General features: G+C 50.7%; 22 protein-coding genes. 9 read left to right on the plus strand and 13 right to left on the minus strand.

Annotated elements, in window-relative coordinates:
• Window positions 1–25: 25 nt before the first annotated feature.
• Both NNL21_RS16320 and NNL21_RS16325 read right to left on the minus strand, forming a co-directional pair.
• Window positions 26–739 carry a PIG-L deacetylase family protein gene (locus NNL21_RS16320; RefSeq protein ID WP_204818322.1) on the minus strand — a complete coding sequence of 238 codons (714 nt, stop codon included), beginning with the start codon at window positions 737–739 and terminating at the stop codon, window positions 26–28.
• Window positions 732–1,757, minus strand: coding sequence for a Gfo/Idh/MocA family protein (locus tag NNL21_RS16325; protein ID WP_204818323.1), 1,026 nt, complete (start codon window positions 1,755–1,757; stop codon window positions 732–734). Before NNL21_RS16325 ends, NNL21_RS16320 begins: the two co-directional genes overlap by 8 nt.
• 238 nt (window positions 1,758–1,995) lie before the next feature.
• Between NNL21_RS16325 and NNL21_RS16330 the strand changes: the two genes are divergently transcribed.
• Window positions 1,996–2,901 carry a helix-turn-helix domain-containing protein gene (locus NNL21_RS16330; protein WP_204818324.1) on the plus strand — a complete coding sequence of 302 codons (906 nt, stop codon included), beginning with the start codon at window positions 1,996–1,998 and terminating at the stop codon, window positions 2,899–2,901.
• A gap of 83 nt (window positions 2,902–2,984) precedes the next feature.
• On the opposite strand, the gene NNL21_RS16335 is transcribed toward NNL21_RS16330, so the two are convergent.
• Entirely contained in the window at window positions 2,985–3,434 is a 450-nt protein-coding gene (locus tag NNL21_RS16335) for an SRPBCC family protein (protein WP_204818325.1), read from the minus strand.
• A 143-nt stretch (window positions 3,435–3,577) separates the two neighbouring features.
• Between NNL21_RS16335 and NNL21_RS16340 the strand changes: the two genes are divergently transcribed.
• Window positions 3,578–4,396 carry a DUF6597 domain-containing transcriptional factor gene (locus NNL21_RS16340; protein WP_256555281.1) on the plus strand — a complete coding sequence of 273 codons (819 nt, stop codon included), beginning with the start codon at window positions 3,578–3,580 and terminating at the stop codon, window positions 4,394–4,396.
• Between the two features lie 147 nt (window positions 4,397–4,543).
• Here NNL21_RS16340 and NNL21_RS16345 read toward each other — a convergent pair whose 3' ends face one another.
• The 6 genes from NNL21_RS16345 to NNL21_RS16370 all read right to left on the minus strand — a co-directional run bounded on the left by NNL21_RS16345 (window position 4,544) and on the right by NNL21_RS16370 (window position 9,712).
• Window positions 4,544–4,885 (minus strand): LapA family protein, encoded by a 342-nt coding sequence (locus NNL21_RS16345; protein ID WP_204818326.1) that lies wholly within the window; start codon window positions 4,883–4,885, stop codon window positions 4,544–4,546.
• A 304-nt stretch (window positions 4,886–5,189) separates the two neighbouring features.
• Complete coding sequence (cyoD, locus tag NNL21_RS16350; RefSeq protein WP_204818327.1) at window positions 5,190–5,540, minus strand: cytochrome o ubiquinol oxidase subunit IV; 351 nt, start codon at window positions 5,538–5,540, stop codon at window positions 5,190–5,192.
• Window position 5,541: 1 nt separating this feature from the next.
• Window positions 5,542–6,201 (minus strand): cytochrome o ubiquinol oxidase subunit III, encoded by a 660-nt coding sequence (gene cyoC / locus NNL21_RS16355; RefSeq protein ID WP_204818328.1) that lies wholly within the window; start codon window positions 6,199–6,201, stop codon window positions 5,542–5,544.
• Between the two features lies 1 nt (window position 6,202).
• Complete coding sequence (locus tag NNL21_RS16360; protein WP_204818329.1) at window positions 6,203–8,173, minus strand: cbb3-type cytochrome c oxidase subunit I; 1,971 nt, start codon at window positions 8,171–8,173, stop codon at window positions 6,203–6,205.
• A gap of 28 nt (window positions 8,174–8,201) precedes the next feature.
• Window positions 8,202–9,173, minus strand: coding sequence for a ubiquinol oxidase subunit II (cyoA, locus tag NNL21_RS16365; RefSeq protein WP_204818540.1), 972 nt, complete (start codon window positions 9,171–9,173; stop codon window positions 8,202–8,204).
• Between the two features lie 260 nt (window positions 9,174–9,433).
• Entirely contained in the window at window positions 9,434–9,712 is a 279-nt protein-coding gene (locus NNL21_RS16370) for a hypothetical protein (protein ID WP_204818330.1), read from the minus strand.
• A gap of 352 nt (window positions 9,713–10,064) precedes the next feature.
• On the opposite strand from NNL21_RS16370, the gene NNL21_RS16375 reads away from it, so the two are divergent.
• Window positions 10,065–11,957, plus strand: coding sequence for a terpene cyclase/mutase family protein (locus tag NNL21_RS16375; RefSeq protein ID WP_204818331.1), 1,893 nt, complete (start codon window positions 10,065–10,067; stop codon window positions 11,955–11,957).
• Between the two features lie 200 nt (window positions 11,958–12,157).
• Window positions 12,158–12,484: a helix-turn-helix domain-containing protein gene (locus NNL21_RS16380; RefSeq protein ID WP_204818332.1), complete on the plus strand. Its 327-nt coding sequence runs from the start codon at window positions 12,158–12,160 to the stop codon at window positions 12,482–12,484.
• Here the strand turns inward: NNL21_RS16380 and NNL21_RS16385 are convergent, their stop codons facing one another.
• Entirely contained in the window at window positions 12,485–14,341 is a 1,857-nt protein-coding gene (locus NNL21_RS16385) for a sensor histidine kinase (RefSeq protein WP_204818333.1), read from the minus strand.
• Window positions 14,342–14,704: 363 nt separating this feature from the next.
• Between NNL21_RS16385 and NNL21_RS16390 the strand changes: the two genes are divergently transcribed.
• From NNL21_RS16390 to NNL21_RS16405, 4 genes are read left to right on the plus strand one after another with little or no spacing between them, the layout of a single operon-like run.
• Complete coding sequence (locus tag NNL21_RS16390) at window positions 14,705–15,433, plus strand: response regulator (RefSeq protein WP_204818334.1); 729 nt, start codon at window positions 14,705–14,707, stop codon at window positions 15,431–15,433.
• Window positions 15,420–16,286, plus strand: a complete 867-nt coding sequence (locus tag NNL21_RS16395; protein WP_204818335.1) for a class I SAM-dependent methyltransferase — start codon at window positions 15,420–15,422, stop codon at window positions 16,284–16,286. The genes NNL21_RS16390 and NNL21_RS16395 overlap by 14 nt, the downstream gene beginning before the upstream one ends.
• Window position 16,287: 1 nt before the next feature.
• Window positions 16,288–17,043, plus strand: coding sequence for an RluA family pseudouridine synthase (locus tag NNL21_RS16400; RefSeq protein ID WP_204818336.1), 756 nt, complete (start codon window positions 16,288–16,290; stop codon window positions 17,041–17,043).
• Window positions 17,044–17,051: 8 nt separating this feature from the next.
• Window positions 17,052–18,407 carry a CapA family protein gene (locus tag NNL21_RS16405; protein ID WP_204818337.1) on the plus strand — a complete coding sequence of 452 codons (1,356 nt, stop codon included), beginning with the start codon at window positions 17,052–17,054 and terminating at the stop codon, window positions 18,405–18,407.
• Window positions 18,408–18,509: 102 nt separating this feature from the next.
• Here NNL21_RS16405 and NNL21_RS16410 read toward each other — a convergent pair whose 3' ends face one another.
• Window positions 18,510–18,872 (minus strand): MmcQ/YjbR family DNA-binding protein, encoded by a 363-nt coding sequence (locus NNL21_RS16410; RefSeq protein ID WP_204818338.1) that lies wholly within the window; start codon window positions 18,870–18,872, stop codon window positions 18,510–18,512.
• Window positions 18,873–18,971: 99 nt separating this feature from the next.
• On the minus strand, window positions 18,972–19,376 hold the full coding sequence (locus NNL21_RS16415; protein WP_204818339.1) for a MarR family winged helix-turn-helix transcriptional regulator: 405 nt from the start codon (window positions 19,374–19,376) through the stop codon (window positions 18,972–18,974).
• Between the two features lie 198 nt (window positions 19,377–19,574).
• Here NNL21_RS16415 and NNL21_RS16420 point away from each other — a divergent pair, with 198 nt between their 5' ends.
• A complete protein-coding gene (locus NNL21_RS16420) occupies window positions 19,575–19,742 on the plus strand; it encodes a hypothetical protein (protein ID WP_204818340.1) in 168 nt (55 codons plus the stop codon).
• Between the two features lie 7 nt (window positions 19,743–19,749).
• Here NNL21_RS16420 and gyrA read toward each other — a convergent pair whose 3' ends face one another.
• Complete coding sequence (gene gyrA, locus NNL21_RS16425) at window positions 19,750–22,191, minus strand: DNA gyrase subunit A (RefSeq protein ID WP_204818341.1); 2,442 nt, start codon at window positions 22,189–22,191, stop codon at window positions 19,750–19,752.

Here is a 22,191-nt window from a genome sequence, read left to right on the forward strand (position 1 = left end):
CAAAGCATTCGCTTCGTTGCCTTGCCTACGGCAGCAGCCGCTGTGTCGTCAGCCGCGGCCAGGCTTGGCAGCGTCTGAAGCCTTCCGCATACTTGACGCCGGATTGAATGCCGCGGAACCTGGAGCAGCTTTGCACAAATTCAAGAAAATCGATGCCGTCATGCTCTTTCAGCCAAGCAAGCTGACTCTGATGACAGTCATTCATCTTAAGCTTGATATCGATCATGTCGGTAATATCAACGAATTCATCCGGTACGAAATTGATCCCCGCCAACGTGTCCATGTAGTAGATGGGCACAACGCGTCCATGAGCCTGCACACCTGGCAGCATATGAGGAACAGTCGCTGAGAAGCTGGCATCGTACACCGCTTTGCTGACCTCTTGGTGGTCCTTCATGTAATCCTCCGGATTGTGCGTAATGATATAATCCGGCTTGACCTCGCGAATGAGACGTATGAGATCATGAATCAGCTCATCGTTATCCGACTTGACCTGCAGATCAGGCACATTCATCGAATGAACCTCTGCTCCAATCAGCTTGCCGGCATTCTGCGCCTCTTCTGCACGGATCACGCGCAGCTCTTCCGGTTGAATTACAACATGACCTTTATTCCCATTGGCAACATGACACATCGTAACACGATGTCCCAGACTGTTCAGCTTTGCCAACGTTCCGCCGCAGCCAATTTCCAGATCATCAGGATGACAGCCAACGGCTAATATACTCATCTTAGACATGCTTCCCGCTCCTCTCTTTTGCACGATCTATCTCTCTCATCACCAGCCGGAACGAAGCAGCTCCGTCCGCAAGCGTTGCGTTACGAATATCTTCTCCCCGGTCTAAGCAGTTCAGGAAATAACGCAGCTCATTCAAATAACCACCCAATGAGCTGATATTTCCGCCCCTATCTTCATCATGGCTTTGCTCGCCATTTACCAGCTCCGGAACGATCACGCTTCCATCGTTCCCATAGATCGTGAGGGAGGGAGACTTCAGACTGCTGAACACGACCGTCGCTTGTTCATATTTGACCCGGTATGCCATTTCAAATGGAAAGCCTGGTGGATAATCCCATGATGCCTCGAGTGACGCAACACCGCTTCCATAACGGAATTGACCGAAGATGTGCTCGATCTTGCCATCGGAATAGATCGCCTCGCTGCTGATTTGATCTGGTTCACCCAGCAGATACCGGACATAGTCGACATCATGGATGTGAAGATCAAGCGCAACCGTTCCGCTTCGCTGCGGATCATGTATCCAATCCTCCCAGCCCCAAGCCGGACGCGGACTCACTCTTGTGAATACGCCGGATATGAAGGAGCCGTAAGTCTTCTGATCATGCAGCTGTTTAAGCGCTTCATATTCGGGCCAGAACCGCAAGCAATGCCCGACCATAACCTTAACGCCAGTCTTACGCTGCGCTTCCAGCAGCCACTCGGTTTCGGATTCCTGGAGGCACACCGGCTTTTCAATGAATACGTCATACCCCTTCTCTATGGCCTGCAAAGCATGTACGGTATGCAGATAGGTCGGAAGACAAATATCGATGGTATTGACGTCGGCATGATCGATCAGTTCAGCTCCTGAAGCGTATACCTTTGCACCGAACTTTTGGGCTATTTTGTGAGCGGTTTCCGAATTGAGATCGGCGACGGCAGTGACTTGAAAATCCGCGGAGCCAGCCAGTGCTTCATAGCATAGCGCGTGAGTGGAACCCATAAAACCAACACCGATTAGGCCTATTTTAATCATGGCTCATCCCTGCTTTTCCAGCACCTGCTGCTTGAAAATGACCTTCGCTCATAACTGCCATTCTCCCTCCTGTAATTTGCATGCTTGTTCCCAGATACATTTATCATAACGCCTTTAAGCTCCATAATATTTATCCAAAAGAGCAGATTATGTATCTAATCTGCTGTTCTTCTTATTCTCATTGCTTGTCAGGAACGGTATAATATAGACAAATCATTACAATATAGGAGTCGAATCCATGAATTTTGTTAAGACAGAGCTCAAAGAAGTCATAACGATCCAACAAATCATTTCCTTGCATGACTTCGAGTTCTCGAAGGACTATATTTTTCAAGGCGAGCAGCATGATTTCTGGGAGTTTCTATACGTGGATAAAGGTGAGGTCGAGGTCATCGCAAGCGCGGAAGGATACAAGCTGAAACAAGGCGATGTGATCTTTCATAAGCCGAACGAATTTCATAGCGTATGGGCAAACCGGAAGACCGCACCGAATCTTTTCGTCGTCAGCTTTGAATGCCAATCGCCCGCGATGTCCTTCTTTCATGACAAAATCTTTAGCCTCGATGCCCAGCAAAGAGATATGCTTGCGCAAATTTTGAAGAATGGTTATTTAGCCTTCCAGCCTCCATTCGACGATCCGAAAGATCATACACTAACGAAGCGTACGAGTGCCCCCGTTGGAACCGAGCAATTAATTAAAATCTATCTCGAGCTGCTTCTGGTCAGCCTGCTGCAAAATGGTGAATCCATGCGGCAGGAACAGCCTATTTCCTTTGCTACCAAAGAGAAAAGCGAGATGGAATTAATTCAATTGATGACATCGTATATGGAACAGCACGTAGATGACAATATTACCTTGGAGCAAATTTGTAAGCGATTTAACTTAAGCAAGAGCTATGCCATCACGCTGTTCAGGGAACGGGCAGGTCAAAGCATCATGAAATATTTCAAAACGCTCAAAATTACGAAGGCCAAAAAGATGATTCGCGAAGAGCAGCACAACTTCTCCCAAATCGCCGTTTTATTAAATTACAGCAATATACATAATTTTTCCAGACACTTCAAATCGGTCACGGACATGTCCCCATCGGAATATGCCAAATCGGTCAAAGCCAAGCTCGAGCAGCCGTCCTTCCCGTATTAGAAAGAACCCCGGCCAGCATGGAAGCAGAAGCTCCTTCAGCTGATCGGGGTTCTAACTTATTCTATAGGACATCCAAGGATCAATTACCAGCCGAAGTCCAGCGTCTTTCCGGTTTCCGCATAGGTTTTGATATTGGATAGAATCATCGGCCATGATTCCTTCGTCTTCTCGTATGACGGGTGATCGGCCGGCCATAGATCATTGACCAGCGTCACCTTCGTGCATTCACCGATGGGTTCGAGCTCCATGGTTACCCGGGTCTCCAGCTCAGCGTGATTATCGCGATAGGAAGGTCCGGCATGCTCCGTATAGCTCATGATCCGGTTAGGTTCGAAGACAAGTATTTTTCCATAAACATGCACCGTCTCATCACCGTCGTTGCCTGGTCCGACATACGCGTAATCATCACCAACTTCGAATGTCGAGCGAATCGTGCATCCGAACATCGTTTGCTTCACAGCTTCGTCTGAAATCAGAACGTTCCACACTTCCTCAGGCTTCGCGCCGATATAGATATGATAAGTAAGATCCATGCTCTACCTCCAGAATTAAATTATTATCGTTGCGGCAGTCGACTGCTCGACCGCTCCTCTTATGCTACTGATATATGAACATCTTGTATTGTAAAAATGCGACAAGGATAGAATCATAAGTTTCACAATTAGGAGGTACACAGATGGATGCAATCATCAGAAGCACTAACAGCCTAGGAAAAGGCATCCTCCATCCCAGCATGGGGGACACCAAATTTTCATTAAACCGATTCCCCCCCTCGCCCGATACGAGCTTCTTCATCCAGCATTATTGGGTGATCCAATGGGATCTGCGTGGACAAGCTCCTTATTGCCAAACCGTTATTGCCCACCCCAATGTCAACCTGGTCGTCGAGAAAGAGACTACCCGCATTTACGGCGTATCAAGCGCAACCTCGAGCCATCTGCTTAAGGATCAAGGCTGGGTGGTAGGCGTGAAATTCAAGCCTGGAGGATTCTATCCGTTTTGGAATGCTCCTGTATCGCATTTAACCGACCAGTCTCTAGGCATTGAAGAGGTTTTCGGCCTGGACAGCTTATCGCTAGAAGGTGAAGTTCTGCAGCAGTATCACCATATCGAGCAAGCCGCGCACCGTGTGGATACGTTCTTTCGGGATCGCCTGCCTGAGCGGGATCCGAATGTCGAGCTTGTAAGTGAAATCGTCTACGGGATTCGTGACGACCGCACGATACGCCAAGTTAACGATGCCGCTCGTATGAGCGGGCTTCATCAACGAACCCTGCAGCGACTATTCGATCGTTATGTTGGGGTAAGTCCAAAATGGGTCATTCTACGCTATCGGCTGCATGAAGCCGCGGAACGAATGCACCAAGACGAAGCCAATGACTGGACCGCCTTGTCACTCGATTTGGGTTACTATGACCAATCTCATTTCATTCGTGATTTCAAATCGATTGTCGGCCTATCGCCAGAAGAATACATTCGCGCGAGAAAGGTATAAACGCTATTTAAGATCCTTGAACGATGCTCTCCTTCCAGACATCCGAATTAACCAAATTAAGAAAAGCAGCCGATCTCGGAGTTATCTCCGGTATCGGCTGCTCTGATACTACGCCATCCTATTGCAAGGTGAGCAAGCGCAAAACTATTACTCCTTAGGAAGTACGATTGGTTTGCTGTCGTCTCCGCGGCGCGGCTTCTCGGTTGATTTCACGGGAGAGCCGGTCACATCCTGCTCGTCTATGCCAAGCGAGGCCAGCTTATGATCCAGCTCCCGGATACGGCGCTGTAATTTATATTGCCTAACGATGCCGAATAGTCCGACCGTTAATCCGCCAAGCAGCGTGGATACAAGTATGACGAGAATGAGCGGGCTTTTCGTCTCGGTGAATAGAAAATTGACTTGTACGGCCTCCACATTAATAACAGCAAAGATCGCCGTTATCAAAGCGAACAGCAGCGCCGCAATGATGGTCCATTGTGTCTTCATAGCCATTCCCCTTTCCATTGTGTGAGTGCCTTCGTCTTACGTATGTATGTTTATAGTTGCACCCTTGTAAGCACCACGGTATTTAACATGCGTGGAAAGGATTAACTCCATTCGCTCTCGCTCATTATACTGCTCGAACTTGCCCGGTTCAAGCACTTTCATGCCGCAAAGCGCGCAGTGATGATTCCTGCCCACGAGCACGGTGCAGCATGCTTATGAATCGTTTGAAACCCGTTGTTTAACCGTCGTTTAATAATAAAAAAGCCGCCCCAAGTAATTTCTACTTGGAACAGCCTTGTCATGCTTAATGAGCTACCGCATTATTCGTCATGATCCAGATCGATCCTGCTACGATCGTCAGGACGATGACAAGCCCGAATATGAGCGTCATCAAATTATAGCGTGGTTTATCTTCTTCATTCAGATGCATGAAGAAGAGCAATTGGACAATAAACTGCAGCACTGCCGTGACAAGCAGAACGACCAAGGCCGCCGTGCCTTCCACTAGATCCTTAAGAATTGCGACCAGTGGAATAATCGTCAGTACAATCGACAATAAGAAACCGATGAGGTAAGACTTGAACGAGCCGTGACCCTTATGGGAACTGTGGCCGTGGCCGCCTGCACCATGTGATCCGTTTGGTTGCTGTGCCATCTTACATCACCCCCATCATATACACAATCGTGAAGACGAAGATCCAGACAACGTCCAGGAAGTGCCAGTACAAGCTAATGACATTGACCTTCCGTTTGGTCACCGCCGTGATGCCATGCCGGGCAAGCTGGATCATCAGCGCTACCATCCAGACAAGGCCCAGCGAAACGTGCAAGCCGTGCGTTCCGACCAGTGTATAGAAGGCCGACAAGAACGCGCTCGTTCCGATTGTGGCATTCTCTGCTTGAACCATATGCACGAATTCGGTAATTTCAAGCGTTATAAACGATGCGCCCAGCAGCGCCGTTACGGCAAGCCATCCGATCAGGCCCTTCACGTTCCCCCGATTCATGGATAGCACTGCTAATCCGCTTGTGAAGCTGCTCGTAAGCAGGATGAATGTCGATGCGATTACGCCCGGCATCTGAAACAGCTCTTCGGCTGTCGGACCTCCATTGGTATTGCCGCGAAGGACGATGTATGTCGCAAACAATGTACCGAACAGAATACAGTCTGTAATCAGGAAGATCCAGAAGCCGAAAGTCTTGAGCGACTCATGGTCGTGATGCTCATCGTGCGAACCGCCTGCGCTATGTCCGCCGATGTCCGCATGCGCGGCTTCAAGCCGTTTGCGCTTGCGTCCTAAGAATGTTGTTTCCATGTTAGACCGACCCCCTTAACGCCGCTTCCGTCCGTTTGATCTCATCGACCGGAATGTAATAATCCGTATTGTACGTGAACGAGCGGATTAGCATGCAGATTGCTACGCCCGCAAGACCCGGTATGGCAATCCAGAGCCAGTCGAATACGAAGCCGAAGCCCGCTACGAACCAGCAGAACGATTTGATAAATGGTATCCCCGAATTGCGAGGCATATGAATCGGTTCCAGCGGCGGCTGTGCAGCAGGCTTCTGTCCCTGCTCACGGCGTTGCTTCTCTTCCCACCAAGCATCTTGTTCGGTAGCTTGAGGCAATGTAGCAAAGTTATATACAGGAGCCGGCGATGGAATCGACCACTCCAATGTACGACCGTTCCATGGATCGCCAGTCGTGTCGCGCTCCATAAACTTAATGCTGTGCGCAATTTGCCAGACTTGGAACAGGAAGCCGATCCCCATCAGGAAGCCCCCGATTGTCGATACCAGGTTAAGCGGACCCCAGCCCATGTCCCAGCCGTACGAGCTTACGCGGCGAGTCATGCCATCCAAGCCAAGGAAATACTGCGGCATGAAGCACACGTAGAAACCGATATTCCAGAGCCAGAAAGCCCATTTGCCAAGCTTCTCATTCAGCTTGAAGCCGAACATCTTCGGCCACCAGTAATACAGGCCGGCGAAATATCCGAAGGCAACGCCGCCGATGAGCACCTGATGGAAATGCGCGATCAGGAAGTAGCTGTTATGGAACTGGAAGTCGGCTGGAGCGACGGACAGCAATACGCCTGTCATGCCCCCGACGACGAAGCATGGGATAAAGCCCATCGTCCAGAGCATCGGTGATTTATACGAAATCCTTCCGCGGAACATGGTGAACAGCCAGTTAAACACCTTGACCCCGGTCGGGATGGCAATAATCATCGTTGTTATGGCGAAGAAGGCATTAACGTTAGCTCCAGAGCCCATTGTAAAGAAGTGATGCGCCCATGTGAAGAAGGAGAAGAAGCTAATGCTCATGAGTGCGAACACCATGGATTTATAACCGAACAGCTTCTTCCGCGAGAACGTCGAGACGATCTCCGAGAAGATACCGAATGCCGGGAGTACGACGATATAGACCTCAGGGTGACCCCACATCCAGATTAAGTTAATATACATCATCGGGTTGCCCCCGCCGTCAAGTGTGAAGAAGTGCGCGCCCAGATAGCGGTCCAGGAACAGCAGCGCAAGTGTCACAGTCAGGATCGGGAATGCAAAGATAATGGTGATACAGCTCGAAAGCGTGGACCAGGTAAACATCGGCATTTTCATAAGCTTCATGCCTGGCGCGCGCATCTTCAAGATTGTAACGATAAAGTTGATCCCGGTCATCAAGCTCCCGATACCCGAGATTTGGATGCCCCAGATATAGAAATCTTGCCCGACCCCTGGACTGTGTGACAGCTCCGACAGAGGCGGATATGCCAGCCAGCCTGCATTCGGCGAACCGCCGATGACAAACGACATGTTGAACAGCATCGCGCCCCAGAAGAACAGCCAGAAGCTAAGTGAGTTCAAGAATGGATAGGCAACGTCACGCGCGCCGATCTGCAGCGGAATGACGATGTTGAATAAACCGAACATGAGCGGCATGGCCATGAATAGAATCATGATGACGCCATGCGTCGTGAAGATTTGGTTATAGTGTTCCGGTTCCAGGAACTGCATATCCGGCATAGCCAGCTGTGTGCGCATCAGGAGCGCATCCACGCCGCCGCGGAACAGCATAAGCAGTGAAGCAATAATATACATGATACCGATTTTCTTATGGTCAACGCTCGTCAGCCATTCACGCCAGAGCCAGCCCCATCTTTTGAAATAGGTCAAGACAACCACGATGGATATCAACGTCAGCGCAATACCGACATCGGCCCCATAAATGAGGGGGTCGCCCGTTACGAAAAACTCAGACGCAAACTCCTTTATTTTCTCAAACATGCGGTCTCTCCTCTCTTTCGTCTATTCGTTAATGACCCGCATGATTTGCATCATGACCTTCTTGGCCATCGGCAGTGGAGTCGGCTGCTTCCGCATCCTTCTCGCTTTTCTCTTGCTTGTCCGTACTCGCTTCCGTCTTCGCACCATGCTGGTGAGAGGAGGCGTATTTATTCACAATTTTATTGAACAACCCTTCGGGGAACGAGGAGAATGACTGCTCATGCGTGACTCCTTGCTCAGCAAGCTTGCTGTACCCTTCTAAGGTTAGTGCCGGTGATTCCGACTTAATCTGCTTCACCCAAGCATCAAACTCCTCTTGAGTCGTTGCCTTCGCCTCGAAATTCATCTTGCCGAATTCCCTGCCGGTGAAGTTCGCTCCCGAACCAAAAAAGCTTCCGGGTTCATCTGCTTGCAGATGCAGCTTCATCGCCATCCCGGACATCGTATACATCTGTCCACCGAGCTGAGGAATCCAGAAGGAGTTCATCGGCGCATCCGAGGTCAGCTCGAAGCGTATCGGCACATTTGCCGGGAATTGGAGATAATTTACCGTTGCAATATCTTGCTCCGGATATTGGAACAACCATTTCCAATCTAATGAAGTAACTTGGATGACCATCGTCTCGTTCGCCGACTCCAATGGTTTGGAAGGCTCCGTAGCATACGTATAACGAACCGTGATTACGGCTAATATCCCAATGATGACAATGGGGATTCCCCACCAAATGGTTTCCAGCTTGGTGCTATGCTCCCATTTTGGCGTGTACTTTGACTTATTGCCCGGCTTGTCACGGTAGCGCCATGCGATGACAAAAGTCATGATAAGTACGGGTACGAGAATAACTGCACATAAAATTGAAGAAATCAGGATCAGATCTCTCTGCTGCGCGCCGATCGGGCCTTTTGGATCCAGCACCATCATATTGCTGCAGCCCGATAACAAAGCCGTTGTCAGAACCATCGTCGCTAGTGCTGTTAAACGTTTCCATTTGGTCGGCATTTTCAACTTTCTCATCTCCTTAGCGGCCATTCATTGTTGAGACTACCTTTGTGATTTTTCTCTCATGGAGTAACCATAACAGATGTGAAGGCATATATCTGCACCTATCTGCACTGTTAACAAAGGCGTCATTGAAAATTAGAATTTCTGTAATAATTCCTTCACCAATTCGTCGATTATTGAAAACCAAAGACAAGAAGCCCCTCCCGATCGACTCTCGGGAGGGGCTTCTTGTCTTCAATCATGCACCTGAGTGACAGTTATGCGATATCGGGTCTTTCTGTCATGTCATGTATGTCCAGCTTGCGAGTCTCCACCATATTAATCGCAGTGCCGATTGTATAAATGAAGACGCTGCCTACCATGAACCCGATGCCTACCATCAATGACAAATTCTTGTCACTGAAGTGGCTTACATTCCACATGCTAAGAATGATGCCAGCCGCCAAACAAGCCCATGCCATAATTTTCATTGCCGTGAACAAACGCTTAGCCCGCTCCAGTTCCGGATGTCCAGCCTTCATGTTGTTCGCTTTCATTCCGATCACATCCCCGTTTTCTTTGTGTAACCGCTCTTATAGTTCTATTATAACCGCAAATGAATGAAAAGTGTTCAAATAAATTTCACTTTTTGCTCAAAAATTAGACAAAAACAAAAAAAGGGCGGTATTTGCGGCCATGATTCGGAATTCCAGAGCTATCCAGGCACCATAAAGCCACATGCAGGTGAAGACTTCTCGCTATTCCAATCATTACCCGCTAATAATAAATCAGACTCATATATACGATAACCGGCTTCGCGAAACCTGTGACGATATCGCATTTCGCTAGGTTATGAACCGATGCGGCCTCCTCATACATTAGCAATAGCGAAGAACGGAGGGGATACACATGCGCAATCGAATGAACGAAGGAATTTCCGCTCTGGTCCAGCAGCTGCAGCGCGACCAGCAGAATAACGGTTCGTGGCGGTATGGCTTTACGGAAAGCGGGATGATGACGGATGCGAATTTTCTAATCCTAATTCGGACAATGGAGCTGGATAAACCGGAGATCGTCAGCGGCTTATGCGACCGGATATTGAATAGACAGTTGGCAGACGGCTCATGGAACGTATATCCGGATGAAACTGGCGGCAACCTATCCGCAACGGTCGAATGTTATTTTGGATTGCTTTACGCCGGGGTAAGCTCCGATGAACCTATGATGCTGAGGGCTAAGGAGGCGATCGTTCGGCGGGGAGGAATCAGGCGCGTCGACAGCTTGCTCACCAAATTCATGCTCGCCGTAATCGGTCAGATCCCATGGACGCGTTTCTTTCCGATACCACTTGCTCTACTTATGCTGCCTGTCTCATCGCCTATACATTTCTTTCAATTCTCCGGCTATGCCCGCGTTCATATGGCGCCCATGCTTCTTCTGGCCGATCGCCACAAAACCTTTCAAGCGCCCGAGATCCCCGTCCTAAATGAGTTACAGCCGACCATGATCGACAACAGTCTGGATGACTCGCTCTGGGATCCATACTTCCGAAGCGGCTTGCTTGGACAGCTGAAGCAATGGGCAGCCGCTTGGAAAGAGGCTCCGTCCGCCTTCAAGCAACGAGCGACACAGACAGCAGAGCGTTATATGCTTGATCGAATTGAGCCTGATGGAACACTATACAGCTACGCCAGCTCGACGATATTCATGATCTATGCGCTGCAAGCGATCGGATATGATAGAAGCCACCCCGTCATTCTCCGGGCGATCGATGGCATTATAGCCTTTCTGCGGCCAGACAGCGGCGGGCTCCATCTGCAAACGACGACATCGACGGTTTGGGACACCGCCCTTGCCAGTCACGCCCTCACGCAAGCCGGCGTCCCTCCCCATCATCCTTCCATTATTCAAGCGGGAAACTACTTGCTCAGCAGGCAGCATACCAAGCTGGGAGACTGGCAGCTTCACGTGAAGAACCCTGAGCCTGGCGGTTGGGGCTTCTCGGACATCAACACGATCAATCCCGACGTCGATGATACGACTGCCGCGCTTCGGGCCATTGAGCCGCTTCGGCAGACAAATCAACACAATGATGCGGCAGAACGCGGGCTTCATTGGATCCTGTCGATGCAGAACGATGATGGAGGCTGGGCCGCATTCGAGCGGAACAACAACCATCCCTTGATGAAGTGGATTCCTCTTGAAGGGGCGGAAGCTGCTGCGACGGACCCTTCCTCTCCCGATTTAACCGGTCGTACGCTTGAATATCTAGGTCGAACCGTGGGGTTATCGGGCAAGCATCCATTCGTTAACCGCGCTTGCCGCTACCTTTACGAAACACAGGAGCAGGATGGATCTTGGTACGGCAGATGGGGAGTTTGTTATATTTACGGCACTTGGGCTGCGCTAACAGGCCTGTCGGCTGTACGTGAGCCGCTGGAGCATCCCCAGATAGTCAAAGCGATCGGGTGGCTGCTCTCGATTCAGAATCCGGATGGAGGATTCGGTGAATCATGCGGCAGCGATCGCATCATGAGGTACATCCCGCTTCAATACTCCACTCTCGTTCAAACGGCCTGGGCACTGGATGCGCTGGTCTCGGTACTCGATTCTGCGAATGAAGCAACGGATCGGGCTGCCGACTTCCTGCTGCGCCACCTGCTAACCACAGGAAGTGTGACTTCCTACCCGACAGGAGCCGGACTGCCCGGCCATATTTATTCCCGGTATGAGAGCTATCCGCTTATCTGGCCGCTGCTTGCCTTGTCTCAATACCGCAGCAAATTCTTCCCTTCACCTTGATCTCCATAGAAACAAAGAGAACCGGGCGGCCTTCCATTTGCCGCCGGCTCTCTTTGAATGCGAAAAAACCCCGAATTACCTATAAATTTTCATTGCAAGCCTTGACAATGATACACTTCGTATCATAAATTACTAGTAGTAGGATATATACCATTTGTACTAGGTCTTATTGTTTAGTATGAAAGTAAGGAGCCGTTAAGATGACGATGGGAGATCGCTTGCGTGAACTAAGGCTGAGAAAAAGCATTTCGCAGGAAGAAGTCGCAAAGCAAATCGGGATTACACGCTCCGCTTACAGTCATTACGAAATAAACAACCGCCAGCCGGTATACGAAACATTGAAGAAGCTTGCCGCCTTGTTCAATGTTTCGCTTGATTACATCATTGGCGGTGAACAATCTGCTAAGGCTGACCCCCAGGTCATGCCTGAAGCGCTGGAGATCATTCGGATCTTGAACAGCATGGATCAGGACAAACGGAAGCAATCGATCGCGAAAATGATGGCTGTCATCCGGCAGGCGGAATAATCACTCCGCTAGGACGGCAGGAAGCGTAAAACAAATTACGGTTCCCTCACCAAATACGCTTTCCGCGCTGATCGTTCCGTCATGCGCTTCTACAATCTCTTTGGCAATCGCAAGTCCCAAGCCGCTGCCTCCTTCTGCCGAGTTTCGCGCCTTATCTTTCTTGTAGAAACGGTCGAAAATAAATGGCATATGTTCGGATTCTATCCCGCTGCCCGTATCCCCTACCTTTACGACAGCCCGATTGGAATTTCGTTCGAACTGAAAAGTAAGCGCTATCCTCCCCTCCGCAGGCGTGTACTTGATCGCATTATAGATCAAATTAGCCAGCACCTGATCCATCCGCTGCTGATCGATATGCAGCAGGATCCGCTCCGGAGGCAGTGGCTCCTCCTGTTCTTCAGGAGATGGAGTATACCCGCATATGAATTGGATGCCCCTGCTCCGGACATCCAATTCATAATGCTCGCACAGCTGATTCATCCACTCCGATAGCGTCACCTCTGCATATTCAAATCGCAGCTGCCCCGCCTCGAGCTTAGTAAGCTCGAACAAATTCCCAATGAGCCGATTCAAACCGCCAACCTTGCCAAGCATCATGCGGATATATTTCTTCTGCTGTTCTTCGGATTTTACTACGCCATCCTGCATGGCCTCCAAGTACCCTTGCAGCAGTGTGATCGGCGTTCGCAGATCGTGAGAAATGTTCGTCATCAGATGCCTCCGCGACATCTCTACTCTTGCCAATTCCCGGTTTGTCTGCTCCAAGGTCTCATTCGTTCGGCGCAGCGCCTCCGTTCGCTCTTCAATACGCTCCTCGAGGTGTATGTTCAACTCCCGCAGCTCATCCGATACCTGCTCCACTCTCCGCAGCGCGCTTGAGAAGCGGGTGGAAATAATAAACGACTGCATCAGAATAAAAAAGAAGAGGCCGAGGGGTACGAGCTGGTTGTTCGCGAACCATTCATTATAGAACAGCATGTCGTTGAGGATGGTAACGACGAACACCGCCACTCCCGCAAGTACGAACGACGCGCCTTCCCTCTTCCGCATCTGCGCGGTAATGAGGACGAACAGCGAGTACAGGCTGGCCAACAGGACAAACAGCTGGAAGACCGGCAATAGCCGAGTAAAGCCAATTGCTGGTGTCAGCAGCACCACAAAACAAAGCGAGATGCCGAAACTGACAATAATCCGCTTTACCCGCTTGGAAGCATCCTTCGGAAACAATCCATAGATGTACAAATAGCCCGAGACCACACTTAAGGCAAATGAAATATATTCGACCTTCATCCCGGCTTCCCAGGTTAGACTGGTGAACAGCTGCATCAGATAAGCATCGCTGGTCACGCTTGTCCTCGCCGCGACAAAGAGGCACAGCAGACCAAAGTAGAGCGTAAAATATTCCTGCCGCCGGAAAGCATAAAGTCCGATATGGTAGATGCCGATGATCATCAGGCTTCCGAAAATAATCATCTCCTGGACCGTCAGCTTCATCTGGGATTTCGTGATATCACTATTGTCCCCAAGCGTAAAATCCTTCCATATGCCGCCTTTGCGATGCTGGAAGTTGGATACTTGGACCACAATATCCAGCTTATCGGCCTGTCCGTTGAAGGTCACGATGCGAGGGAACTGCTCCGCGCTCGAGGTGTCGCGGCTCGTACCAACCTGCCCTGCCGTTGCCAGCAGCTTGCCATTGATCCACAGCTTGTACGAGCTGAATATATTAGGCACTCGAATCGCCAGCAGCTGATCGGCTTGATCGATGAGCACATTCAGCCGGTAGGTCGCAAACCCTTGTCCACCCTTCAATCCGAAGCCGCTTGGATAGCTGTTCCATGATTTGGGGACGTCCACAAGGAGTGGTTGTCCACTCGGCGTTACCTCCTGCGGCTCAAGCAGCTTATAGCTATAGAATGCCCACTGTCCTTGCAGCTCGACCTTCCCGTCTTCTTCGAATGACCAGTTTCTAAGATCCAGAACCCCCTCCTTTGCCTCAGGGGCAGCGTTGTCCGTGTTGGAAGAACAGCTGGTTAGAAGAAGTTGTACGGCTGTTAGTAAGATGACGATGATAAAAAGACGGCGAATAAGTCTTCCCTCCTATATAATGAAAACGTCGATTGATCATACCTCCATACATTCGATATAATAACCGAGGAGGAGCATTGGTTTGACCAAAGGCACAGGTCTGGTCACCAACTTTCATGGGGAGGATATACAATGCAAGGAAATCGAATTTTGGTTGTTGATGATGAACCCGACATTACCGAGCTGATCGGCCTGTATCTCGAGCAGGACGGCTTCGTTGTACATACGACGGACAATGGTGAGGACGCCCTCCGGCTGGCCAAAGAACTAAAGCCGGATTTGATCATATTGGACATTCAGCTGAAGAGTCTGGACGGCATCGAGGTATGTAAGCAAATCCGCTTGGATTCCGGCGTTCCGATCCTATTCGTCAGCTGCAAAAGTGACGATACCGACATTATACACGGTCTGGATGTTGGCGGCGACGATTATATGACGAAGCCGTTCAGCCCAAGCCAGCTCGTGGCAAGGGTTAAAGCTCATCTGAGGCGGCAATCGGCAATTGGTCAACAGCTCGGTGACCGCGCACCTGATGAGGTCCTTGCGTTCGAGGGGATTGTCATTGATTTACAAGCAAGAACCGTCCATGTCTACGAGAAGGAGATTGCCTTATCAGCCAAAGAATTTGAGCTGCTCGTTTGTTTGGCTCAATCGCCTAATCGTGCATTCCCGCTGGATGAGTTATACACTATCGTGTGGGGTGCCGATAGCATGGGAGATACCCGCACACTCATGGTGCATATCAGCAATCTGCGCAAGAAAATCGAGCCTGACCCAACCAACCCGATTATTATCGTCACGGTCCGCGGCGTCGGCTATAAATTCAACTTCAAGGAAGGAATTACTCATGTACAACGCTGATCAATGGAACGATTATGAACTACTGGATACCGGAAGCGGTGAGAAGCTGGAGCGTTGGGGCAAATATGTGCTTCGCCGGCCGGATCCGCAGGTCATCTGGCCTAGAACGAATGAAGGTGGACGCTGGAACAATGCGGACGGCCACTACCATCGCAGCTCCTCAGGCGGCGGAGAATGGAATTTCAACACGCAAGTACCGGATCGTTGGACGATCGGATACAAGGAGCTGAAGTTCCATATCCGCCCGACAAGCTTCAAGCATACCGGCCTATTCCCCGAGCAGGCGGTCAATTGGAGCTGGATGATGGACAAGATCCGCACAGCTGGCCGACCTATCCGGGTCTTGAATTTGTTCGCCTATACCGGAGGGGCAACCGTCGCAGCTGCAGCAGCTGGCGCAGAGGTTTGTCATGTTGATGCAGCCAAGGGCATGGTGCAATGGGCGAAGGAAAACGCGCAGCTGTCCGGTCTCGAGAATCATCCGGTCCGATACATCACAGACGATGTTTTCAAATTTGTTCAGAAGGAAGAACGCCGCGGACGGCAGTACGATGCGATCATCATGGATCCTCCGTCCTATGGGCGCGGTCCGAACGGCGAGATGTGGAAGCTTGAACAAAACCTGTTTCCGTTTCTAGACTTCTGTACGTCGATATTGTCGCCTAATCCGCTGTTTGTGCTCATTAATTCCTACACCACAGGCCTCTCGCCTTCCGTACTGCATAATTTGCTCCATATGACGGTTGGCCGAAAGTATGGCGGCTCTATCCACTGCGGTGAGATTGGAATCCCGATCACAGCTTCAGGACTATCTCTTCCTTGCGGTATTCTGGGGCGCTGGGAGGCGAAATAAGATGACGATTGATCGGACGCCGGCTGCCGGTGATTCCGTCCTCTCCATATTATACGAGGACAATCATCTGCTTGCCGTCGTCAAGCCTCCCGGCATTCTGTCGCAAGCCGACGATACCGGCGAGTCTGATATGGTAACTCTGCTCAAGCAAGATTTGAAGATCCGTTACGGCAAACCGGGCAATGTGTATGTCGGACTTGTACATCGCCTCGATCGACCCGTGGGTGGCGCCATGCTGTTCGCCAAAACCTCCAAGGGCGCTTCCAGACTGTCCGAGTCCGTTCGTTCACGAGCATTCGATAAAATCTATATCGCGGTTGTCCATGGTAGTCCGGCTGCGCGTGCGGGCAGACTGCGCCATTACTTGCGGAAGGACTCCGCCCGCAATATCGTTTCTGTACACAGCCAAGAAGTAAGCGAGGCCAAGGAAGCGATTCTGGACTATGCCGTCGTCTCCAATCGGAATCAATACTCGCTTATTGCCGTTCGATTATTAACGGGGCGCCCGCATCAAATTCGGGCTCAGATGTCGGCTGTCGGCTGTCCGCTTGTATTCGACCGGAAATATGGGGCGCCAGCTCCAGACGGTGAACGCGATATCGCGCTCTGGTCCGCTTCGATAGGGGTTGCGCATCCGGTAACGAAGGAGTGGATCACCTTCCAATCGTTTCCCCCTCAGACAGAGCCCTGGACGCGCTGGAGCGAAGAGGAGCTCCAGCAGGCTCTAACTATCCTGCCGGATCGTGAACGTGTATGAGAAGGGGCATGAGAGCCCTTCTCGCCGCACTCCTCTTGTTAGCGGTCCTTACGGGCTGTACGAACGTATTGGATCCAGCTGTCGAAACGAATGGCAGTCCGCCGGAATCGAATACGGGGACTGACGGCCACGACGCTGGCACGCCATCCAACGACCCCGGGGACAAGGCGAATCCGGAAGACAACGTTCAAGATGATCCAGACCCTCCGGTGATCGACGATGACGACGACTTTACAGATCAACCAGTGGATACAGGACCCAATGATGTACCGGTGCCTGAGGATCTCTCTCATGCGGTATGGATGGCTGTCGGTGACATTATGATGCATATGCCGCAGCTTCCGGGCGCTTATGACAGCAAGAAGAAGCGTTACGTATTTGATCCCTTCTTCAGTGAGGTTAAGCCCATACTGGAAGAAGGCGATTGGACACTCGCCAATCTGGAGACCCCGATCGCCGGCCGCGATCTCGAGTATACGGGCTTTCCCCGGTTCAATGCTCCGCCTGAGCTTGCCGAAGCTTTGAGGAACGCCGGGTTCACTATTGTGACCAACGCGAATAACCATTCGTTAGACCGCAATTTCAAAGGCATCGACCGAACTTTGACCCATCTGGAGAAGCAGGGCCTCATAACCAAAGGAACCGCTCGTTCACAAGCTGAAGCCGAAGCGAAGACGATCGTCGAGCAAAACGGGATCCGGATGGGACTTCTCGCTTACACTTACGGGACGAATGGAATCCCTCTTCCGAAGGACAAGCCTTATTCCGTATCACTGATCGAAGAACAAGCCATCATCCGAGATATTCATGCACTCCGCGAAGCAGATGCAGACTTTATTACCGTCGTCCTCCATTTCGGCACCGAGTATCAGACAACGCCAAACGAAGCTCAGAAGACCCTTGCCCGTAAGCTGGTTGCCGCAGGCGCGGACATTATCGCAGGTTCTCATACCCATGTCATACAACCTTATGAGACAATTGACGTATCGGAGCCCGATGGCTCCGTAAGAAGGGGACTAATCATTTATTCCATGGGTAATTTCATCTCCAATCAGCGCGGGGGAACGAAGGATTACGGCGTTATCTATAAAGCAGCTATACACAAAAATAACCAAACCGGTAAAACTTCCATCGGCGACATTGAAGCGATACCAACCTGGGTACACCGCTACAAAGTAAACGGGACCAACCGTTATACCATCGTACCGCTCAAGCAAAGTATTGAGAAACGATCCATATCGTCGTTGTCCGAGAATGAGTACACCGAATTGCAAAGCACGCTTACCGTACTTAACAAACGACTGCAGTCAATGTCCGATCAAGCCGTCTCTGTCGAGGCCATTCATGATGAGCATCAAGACTGAACCTCGGCTATGTAATACTGACAAGACAAAGAAGAAGAGTGCACGAAGGCGCTCTTCTTCTTTGTCTTGCGTGAAAGGAGCATTCGCTCGATAGTGACTTTCCTATTTGTGCTCTATCCGCTTAGATAGATAATCGGATAGAAGCCGCTTAGGCGCACAACTCCTCCATGCCTGCTCTAGAAGCTCTTGCAGCTCACCTTGCTGTATGACCGTGAGATTCACGAGTACATAAGGATAGTTGCGGTAATGATCCGTAATCGAGAATACTGCGGGATTCACCTGTATGTGGATGTCTCTCGATTCGAAGTCCATTTTCAAAACCAGAGACTCTCCATCTTCATGTAAGCGGGCAAACAGTTTCCCTCGAACTCGGAAAGCCGGTGTCCCATATGCAGTCCCCTCTTCAACTTCTGGTAATGCCAGTGAGCATTTGCTTATCGTCTTGAGATGATCCTGTTGACGCATTCGATCACTACCTCATTCGGTTATTCCCATGTGTGTTCGCTCACATCGTACACGGAAGACCGTTGCAAGCTTCATAACGGCTTGCAGCGGTCTCTTTTATTAATTAGCCACTTTCCCCAATAAATAGACGAGCAGCTGCTGGTTATGTGAAGAAATCCGGTCAAGTGCCTCGCTGACATATGCATCGCGCAGCTCCATACCTCGTGTGGCTTCGGCTTGTCCAAGATCGGTCAGACTAACCCAGACGACTCTGCGGTCATGATCATCTCTGCTTCTTAGAACCAAGCCGCCCCGTTCCATCCGGTCAAGCAGTGTCGTAATCGCTGCCGGCGTCGTTGACAAATAAGTGAGCAGATCCGATGGCTTCATGGGCTGATGCTGCTGCAGCAGCTCCAGAACATGCAGCTGGCCTTCCGTTAACGTCGGCGCAAGCGCTTCCTCTAGATGCATCTTCCATTCCTTAGTCATTTTCATCCACAATCGGGCAAATTCCACAGATACCATTCTCGATCACCCGCTCCCTGTCATTTGTTCTCTTATCTTCTATTATAGCAATCCAAGATGTCGAATTAAAGATTAATGCAGTTAATATTTTGTTCTATTAATCGCGATAATAGAGAACCGTTTGACAGGGTTAGACATAGAATAACGTTATGGGCTGTTGTACCCGCTCGAACAATGAGACTCAGGAGGTTGATGACAATGGACGACCGCAAACAAATTCTACTGCAAAAGCTGATTGCCGCCGGAATAGCAAACGACCCACAATGGCTGGAGCGGCTTGATGAACCGGCTCCATTGTGGGTCGTCCTTGAACTCATGCTTCAGCTGATCGAACGGTATACACCGCCATACCAGCCATACGACTAAGAAGACGCTACACGCCCATACGAGGGAATGCCACCTCGATGACGTCTTTCTTATCGACCGCGACGACGGATTTACCCGTTGATTTGCGGTCATCGATTGGTGCCTTCTCGGTCGAGACGGTCAGCTGCGCTCCCGATGACGTCAGCAGCATCAACTCGCGTTCTTCCTTGCAGTGGAACGCGATAACGAGCCGTTCGCCATTGGACCTTACGCGCTTGCCTTCCTTGAATTCGAACGTCTGAATGCCTTTGCCTCCCCGGCCTTGTACCGGGTAATCCAGCAGAAGCGAACGTTTGGCAAAACCAAGCTCGGTCAGGACAAGCACTTCCCCTTCGTCCCCGGATACCCACTCAGCCGCAATAACCTCATCGTCTGGCTTAAGCTGAATCCCGCGAACACCGGAGGCAACACGTCCCATCGGGTTCACCTCGCTCTCCAGGAACCGGATACTCATTCCCAGCTTGCTGACCAGCAGCATTTCCTTGCTGCCGTCGCTGACGGCTACCCGCAATACTTCATCGCCATCGGCTACCTTCACTGCGGCAATCGCCGTTGAGCGCGAAGATTTGTACTCCTTCAGCTCCGTACGCTTAACCTGTCCGCGTTTCGTTACGAACACCAGCGTCCGGTCGGCTTCCTCGAAGTCCTTCACCGGAATAACGCTGATGATGGAATCATCTTTAGGCATCGGTACGACATTCACTACCGCAGTGCCTGTATCCTTCCACTTAAACTCAGGTATGAGATGGACGGGAAGCTGATAGTACTGTCCCTTCCGCGTGAACAGAAGCAGCTGATCGATGGTGTTGACGTCGAGCAAGGTTCGGATAACGTCTCCATCCTTCACACCTGCGCTCTCCAGCTCGCCGCCTGACCGAACGAAGGACAGCTTAGAGGTCCGCTTGATGTATCCTTCATGGCTGAGCGTGACGAATACTTCCTCCGCTGGCACCATGACCTCAAGATTGACCTTTAGCTCCTCAACCTCGCCTTGAATATCCGAACGGCGGTCGATGCCATACTTATCGCGAATTTCCACAAGCTCGTCCTTAATCACACTGAGCAGCTTCTTCTCGCTGTCGAGAATGGAGCGGTAATAGGCGATTCGTTTTCTCGTTTCTTTCAGTTCTTTCTCCAAGGACGTAATTTCAAGATTCGTCAAACGATACAATTGGAGGGTAAGAATCGCGTCAGCCTGCCGCTCTGTAAATCCGAATTTAAGGACGAGATTGTTCTGCGCATCCTGACGGTTCTTCGATGCTTTGATAGCCGCGATGATCTCATCCAGAATGTTCAGCGCCTTGACCAAGCCTTCCAAGACATGTGCGCGATCCTCGGCCTTCTCCAGCTCGTATTGGGTGCGGTAGGTGACGACTTCTTTCTGATGCGCGATATAGGCGTTCAGAATCTCCCGCAATCCAAGCTGTCTAGGCGTCTTGTTGACGATTGCCACCATATTGAAGCTGTAGGCAACCTGCAGGTCCGTCTTCTTCAGCAGAAAAGCGAGAACACCCTTGGCGTCGGCATCCTTCTTCAGCTCCACAACGATTCGAAGCCCGTTCCTTCCGCTCTCGTCCCTAACCTCGGAGATGCCGTCGACCTTCTTCTCGATCCGGATGTTCTCCATCGCCGTAACCAGACGCGCCTTAACAACTTGATAAGGGATTTCGGTAATGACGATTTGTTGACGTCCGCCCTTCAAATCCTCGATCATCACCTTGGAGCGAAGATAGATCCGGCCCCTGCCGGTTTCATAGGCTTCGCGAATTCCTTCTTCGCCCATGATCAGACCGCCTGTAGGAAAATCGGGTCCTTTGATAATCGCCATGAGCTGATCAACGCTGATGTTCGGATTTTCCATAGAAGCAACACAAGCGTTGATGACCTCACGGAGATTGTGCGGCGGAATTTCCGTTGCAAAGCCGGCCGAGATGCCAGTGACCCCGTTAACCAGCAAATTCGGGTATCGCGATGGCAGAACGACCGGCTCTTTAGTCGAATTATCGAAATTATCTTTGAACAGAACGGTCCTTTTCTCGATATCGCGGAGAAGCTCCATCGCAATGGGCGACAGCCGCGCTTCGGTATAACGCATCGCAGCAGCCGGATCATCGTCCTGCGAGCCCCAGTTGCCATGGCCGTCGACCAGCACATGGCCCATCTTCCAAGGTTGTGCCATCCTCACCATACCTTCGTAGATCGAGGAGTCGCCGTGCGGATGGTAGTTACCCATGACATCTCCGACCGTTTTGGCCGATTTGCGATAGGGTTTGTCCGGTGTATTGCCCGCAACATACATGGAGTAAAGAATACGCCGCTGCACGGGCTTTAATCCATCGCGAACGTCAGGAATAGCGCGCTCCTGAATGATGTATTTGGAATAGCGTCCGAAGCGGTCTCCAACGACCTCCTCCAGAAACGCCGGCAGAAACTGTTCCAGGATAGTCAT

The organism is Paenibacillus mendelii (assembly GCF_024498075.1).
GTDB lineage: Bacteria > Bacillota > Bacilli > Paenibacillales > Paenibacillaceae > Paenibacillus_Z > Paenibacillus_Z mendelii.

What these genes read in the sequence shown, in the direction of transcription:
- NNL21_RS16320 (WP_204818322.1), bottom strand. Translation starts at nt 739, where the DNA reads ATGTCTAAGATGAGTATATTAGCCGTTGGCTGTCATCCTGATGATCTG.
- NNL21_RS16325 (WP_204818323.1), bottom strand. Translation starts at nt 1,757, where the DNA reads ATGATTAAAATAGGCCTAATCGGTGTTGGTTTTATGGGTTCCACTCAC.
- NNL21_RS16330 (WP_204818324.1), top strand. Translation starts at nt 1,996, where the DNA reads ATGAATTTTGTTAAGACAGAGCTCAAAGAAGTCATAACGATCCAACAA.
- NNL21_RS16335 (WP_204818325.1), bottom strand. Translation starts at nt 3,434, where the DNA reads ATGGATCTTACTTATCATATCTATATCGGCGCGAAGCCTGAGGAAGTG.
- NNL21_RS16340 (WP_256555281.1), top strand. Translation starts at nt 3,578, where the DNA reads ATGGATGCAATCATCAGAAGCACTAACAGCCTAGGAAAAGGCATCCTC.
- NNL21_RS16345 (WP_204818326.1), bottom strand. Translation starts at nt 4,885, where the DNA reads ATGAAGACACAATGGACCATCATTGCGGCGCTGCTGTTCGCTTTGATA.
- cyoD (WP_204818327.1), bottom strand. Translation starts at nt 5,540, where the DNA reads ATGGCACAGCAACCAAACGGATCACATGGTGCAGGCGGCCACGGCCAC.
- cyoC (WP_204818328.1), bottom strand. Translation starts at nt 6,201, where the DNA reads ATGGAAACAACATTCTTAGGACGCAAGCGCAAACGGCTTGAAGCCGCG.
- NNL21_RS16360 (WP_204818329.1), bottom strand. Translation starts at nt 8,173, where the DNA reads ATGTTTGAGAAAATAAAGGAGTTTGCGTCTGAGTTTTTCGTAACGGGC.
- cyoA (WP_204818540.1), bottom strand. Translation starts at nt 9,173, where the DNA reads ATGCCGACCAAATGGAAACGTTTAACAGCACTAGCGACGATGGTTCTG.
- NNL21_RS16370 (WP_204818330.1), bottom strand. Translation starts at nt 9,712, where the DNA reads ATGAAAGCGAACAACATGAAGGCTGGACATCCGGAACTGGAGCGGGCT.
- NNL21_RS16375 (WP_204818331.1), top strand. Translation starts at nt 10,065, where the DNA reads ATGCGCAATCGAATGAACGAAGGAATTTCCGCTCTGGTCCAGCAGCTG.
- NNL21_RS16380 (WP_204818332.1), top strand. Translation starts at nt 12,158, where the DNA reads ATGACGATGGGAGATCGCTTGCGTGAACTAAGGCTGAGAAAAAGCATT.
- NNL21_RS16390 (WP_204818334.1), top strand. Translation starts at nt 14,705, where the DNA reads ATGCAAGGAAATCGAATTTTGGTTGTTGATGATGAACCCGACATTACC.
- NNL21_RS16395 (WP_204818335.1), top strand. Translation starts at nt 15,420, where the DNA reads ATGTACAACGCTGATCAATGGAACGATTATGAACTACTGGATACCGGA.
- NNL21_RS16400 (WP_204818336.1), top strand. Translation starts at nt 16,288, where the DNA reads ATGACGATTGATCGGACGCCGGCTGCCGGTGATTCCGTCCTCTCCATA.
- NNL21_RS16405 (WP_204818337.1), top strand. Translation starts at nt 17,052, where the DNA reads ATGAGAGCCCTTCTCGCCGCACTCCTCTTGTTAGCGGTCCTTACGGGC.
- NNL21_RS16410 (WP_204818338.1), bottom strand. Translation starts at nt 18,872, where the DNA reads ATGCGTCAACAGGATCATCTCAAGACGATAAGCAAATGCTCACTGGCA.
- NNL21_RS16415 (WP_204818339.1), bottom strand. Translation starts at nt 19,376, where the DNA reads ATGGTATCTGTGGAATTTGCCCGATTGTGGATGAAAATGACTAAGGAA.
- NNL21_RS16420 (WP_204818340.1), top strand. Translation starts at nt 19,575, where the DNA reads ATGGACGACCGCAAACAAATTCTACTGCAAAAGCTGATTGCCGCCGGA.
- gyrA (WP_204818341.1), bottom strand. Translation starts at nt 22,191, where the DNA reads ATGACTATCCTGGAACAGTTTCTGCCGGCGTTTCTGGAGGAGGTCGTT.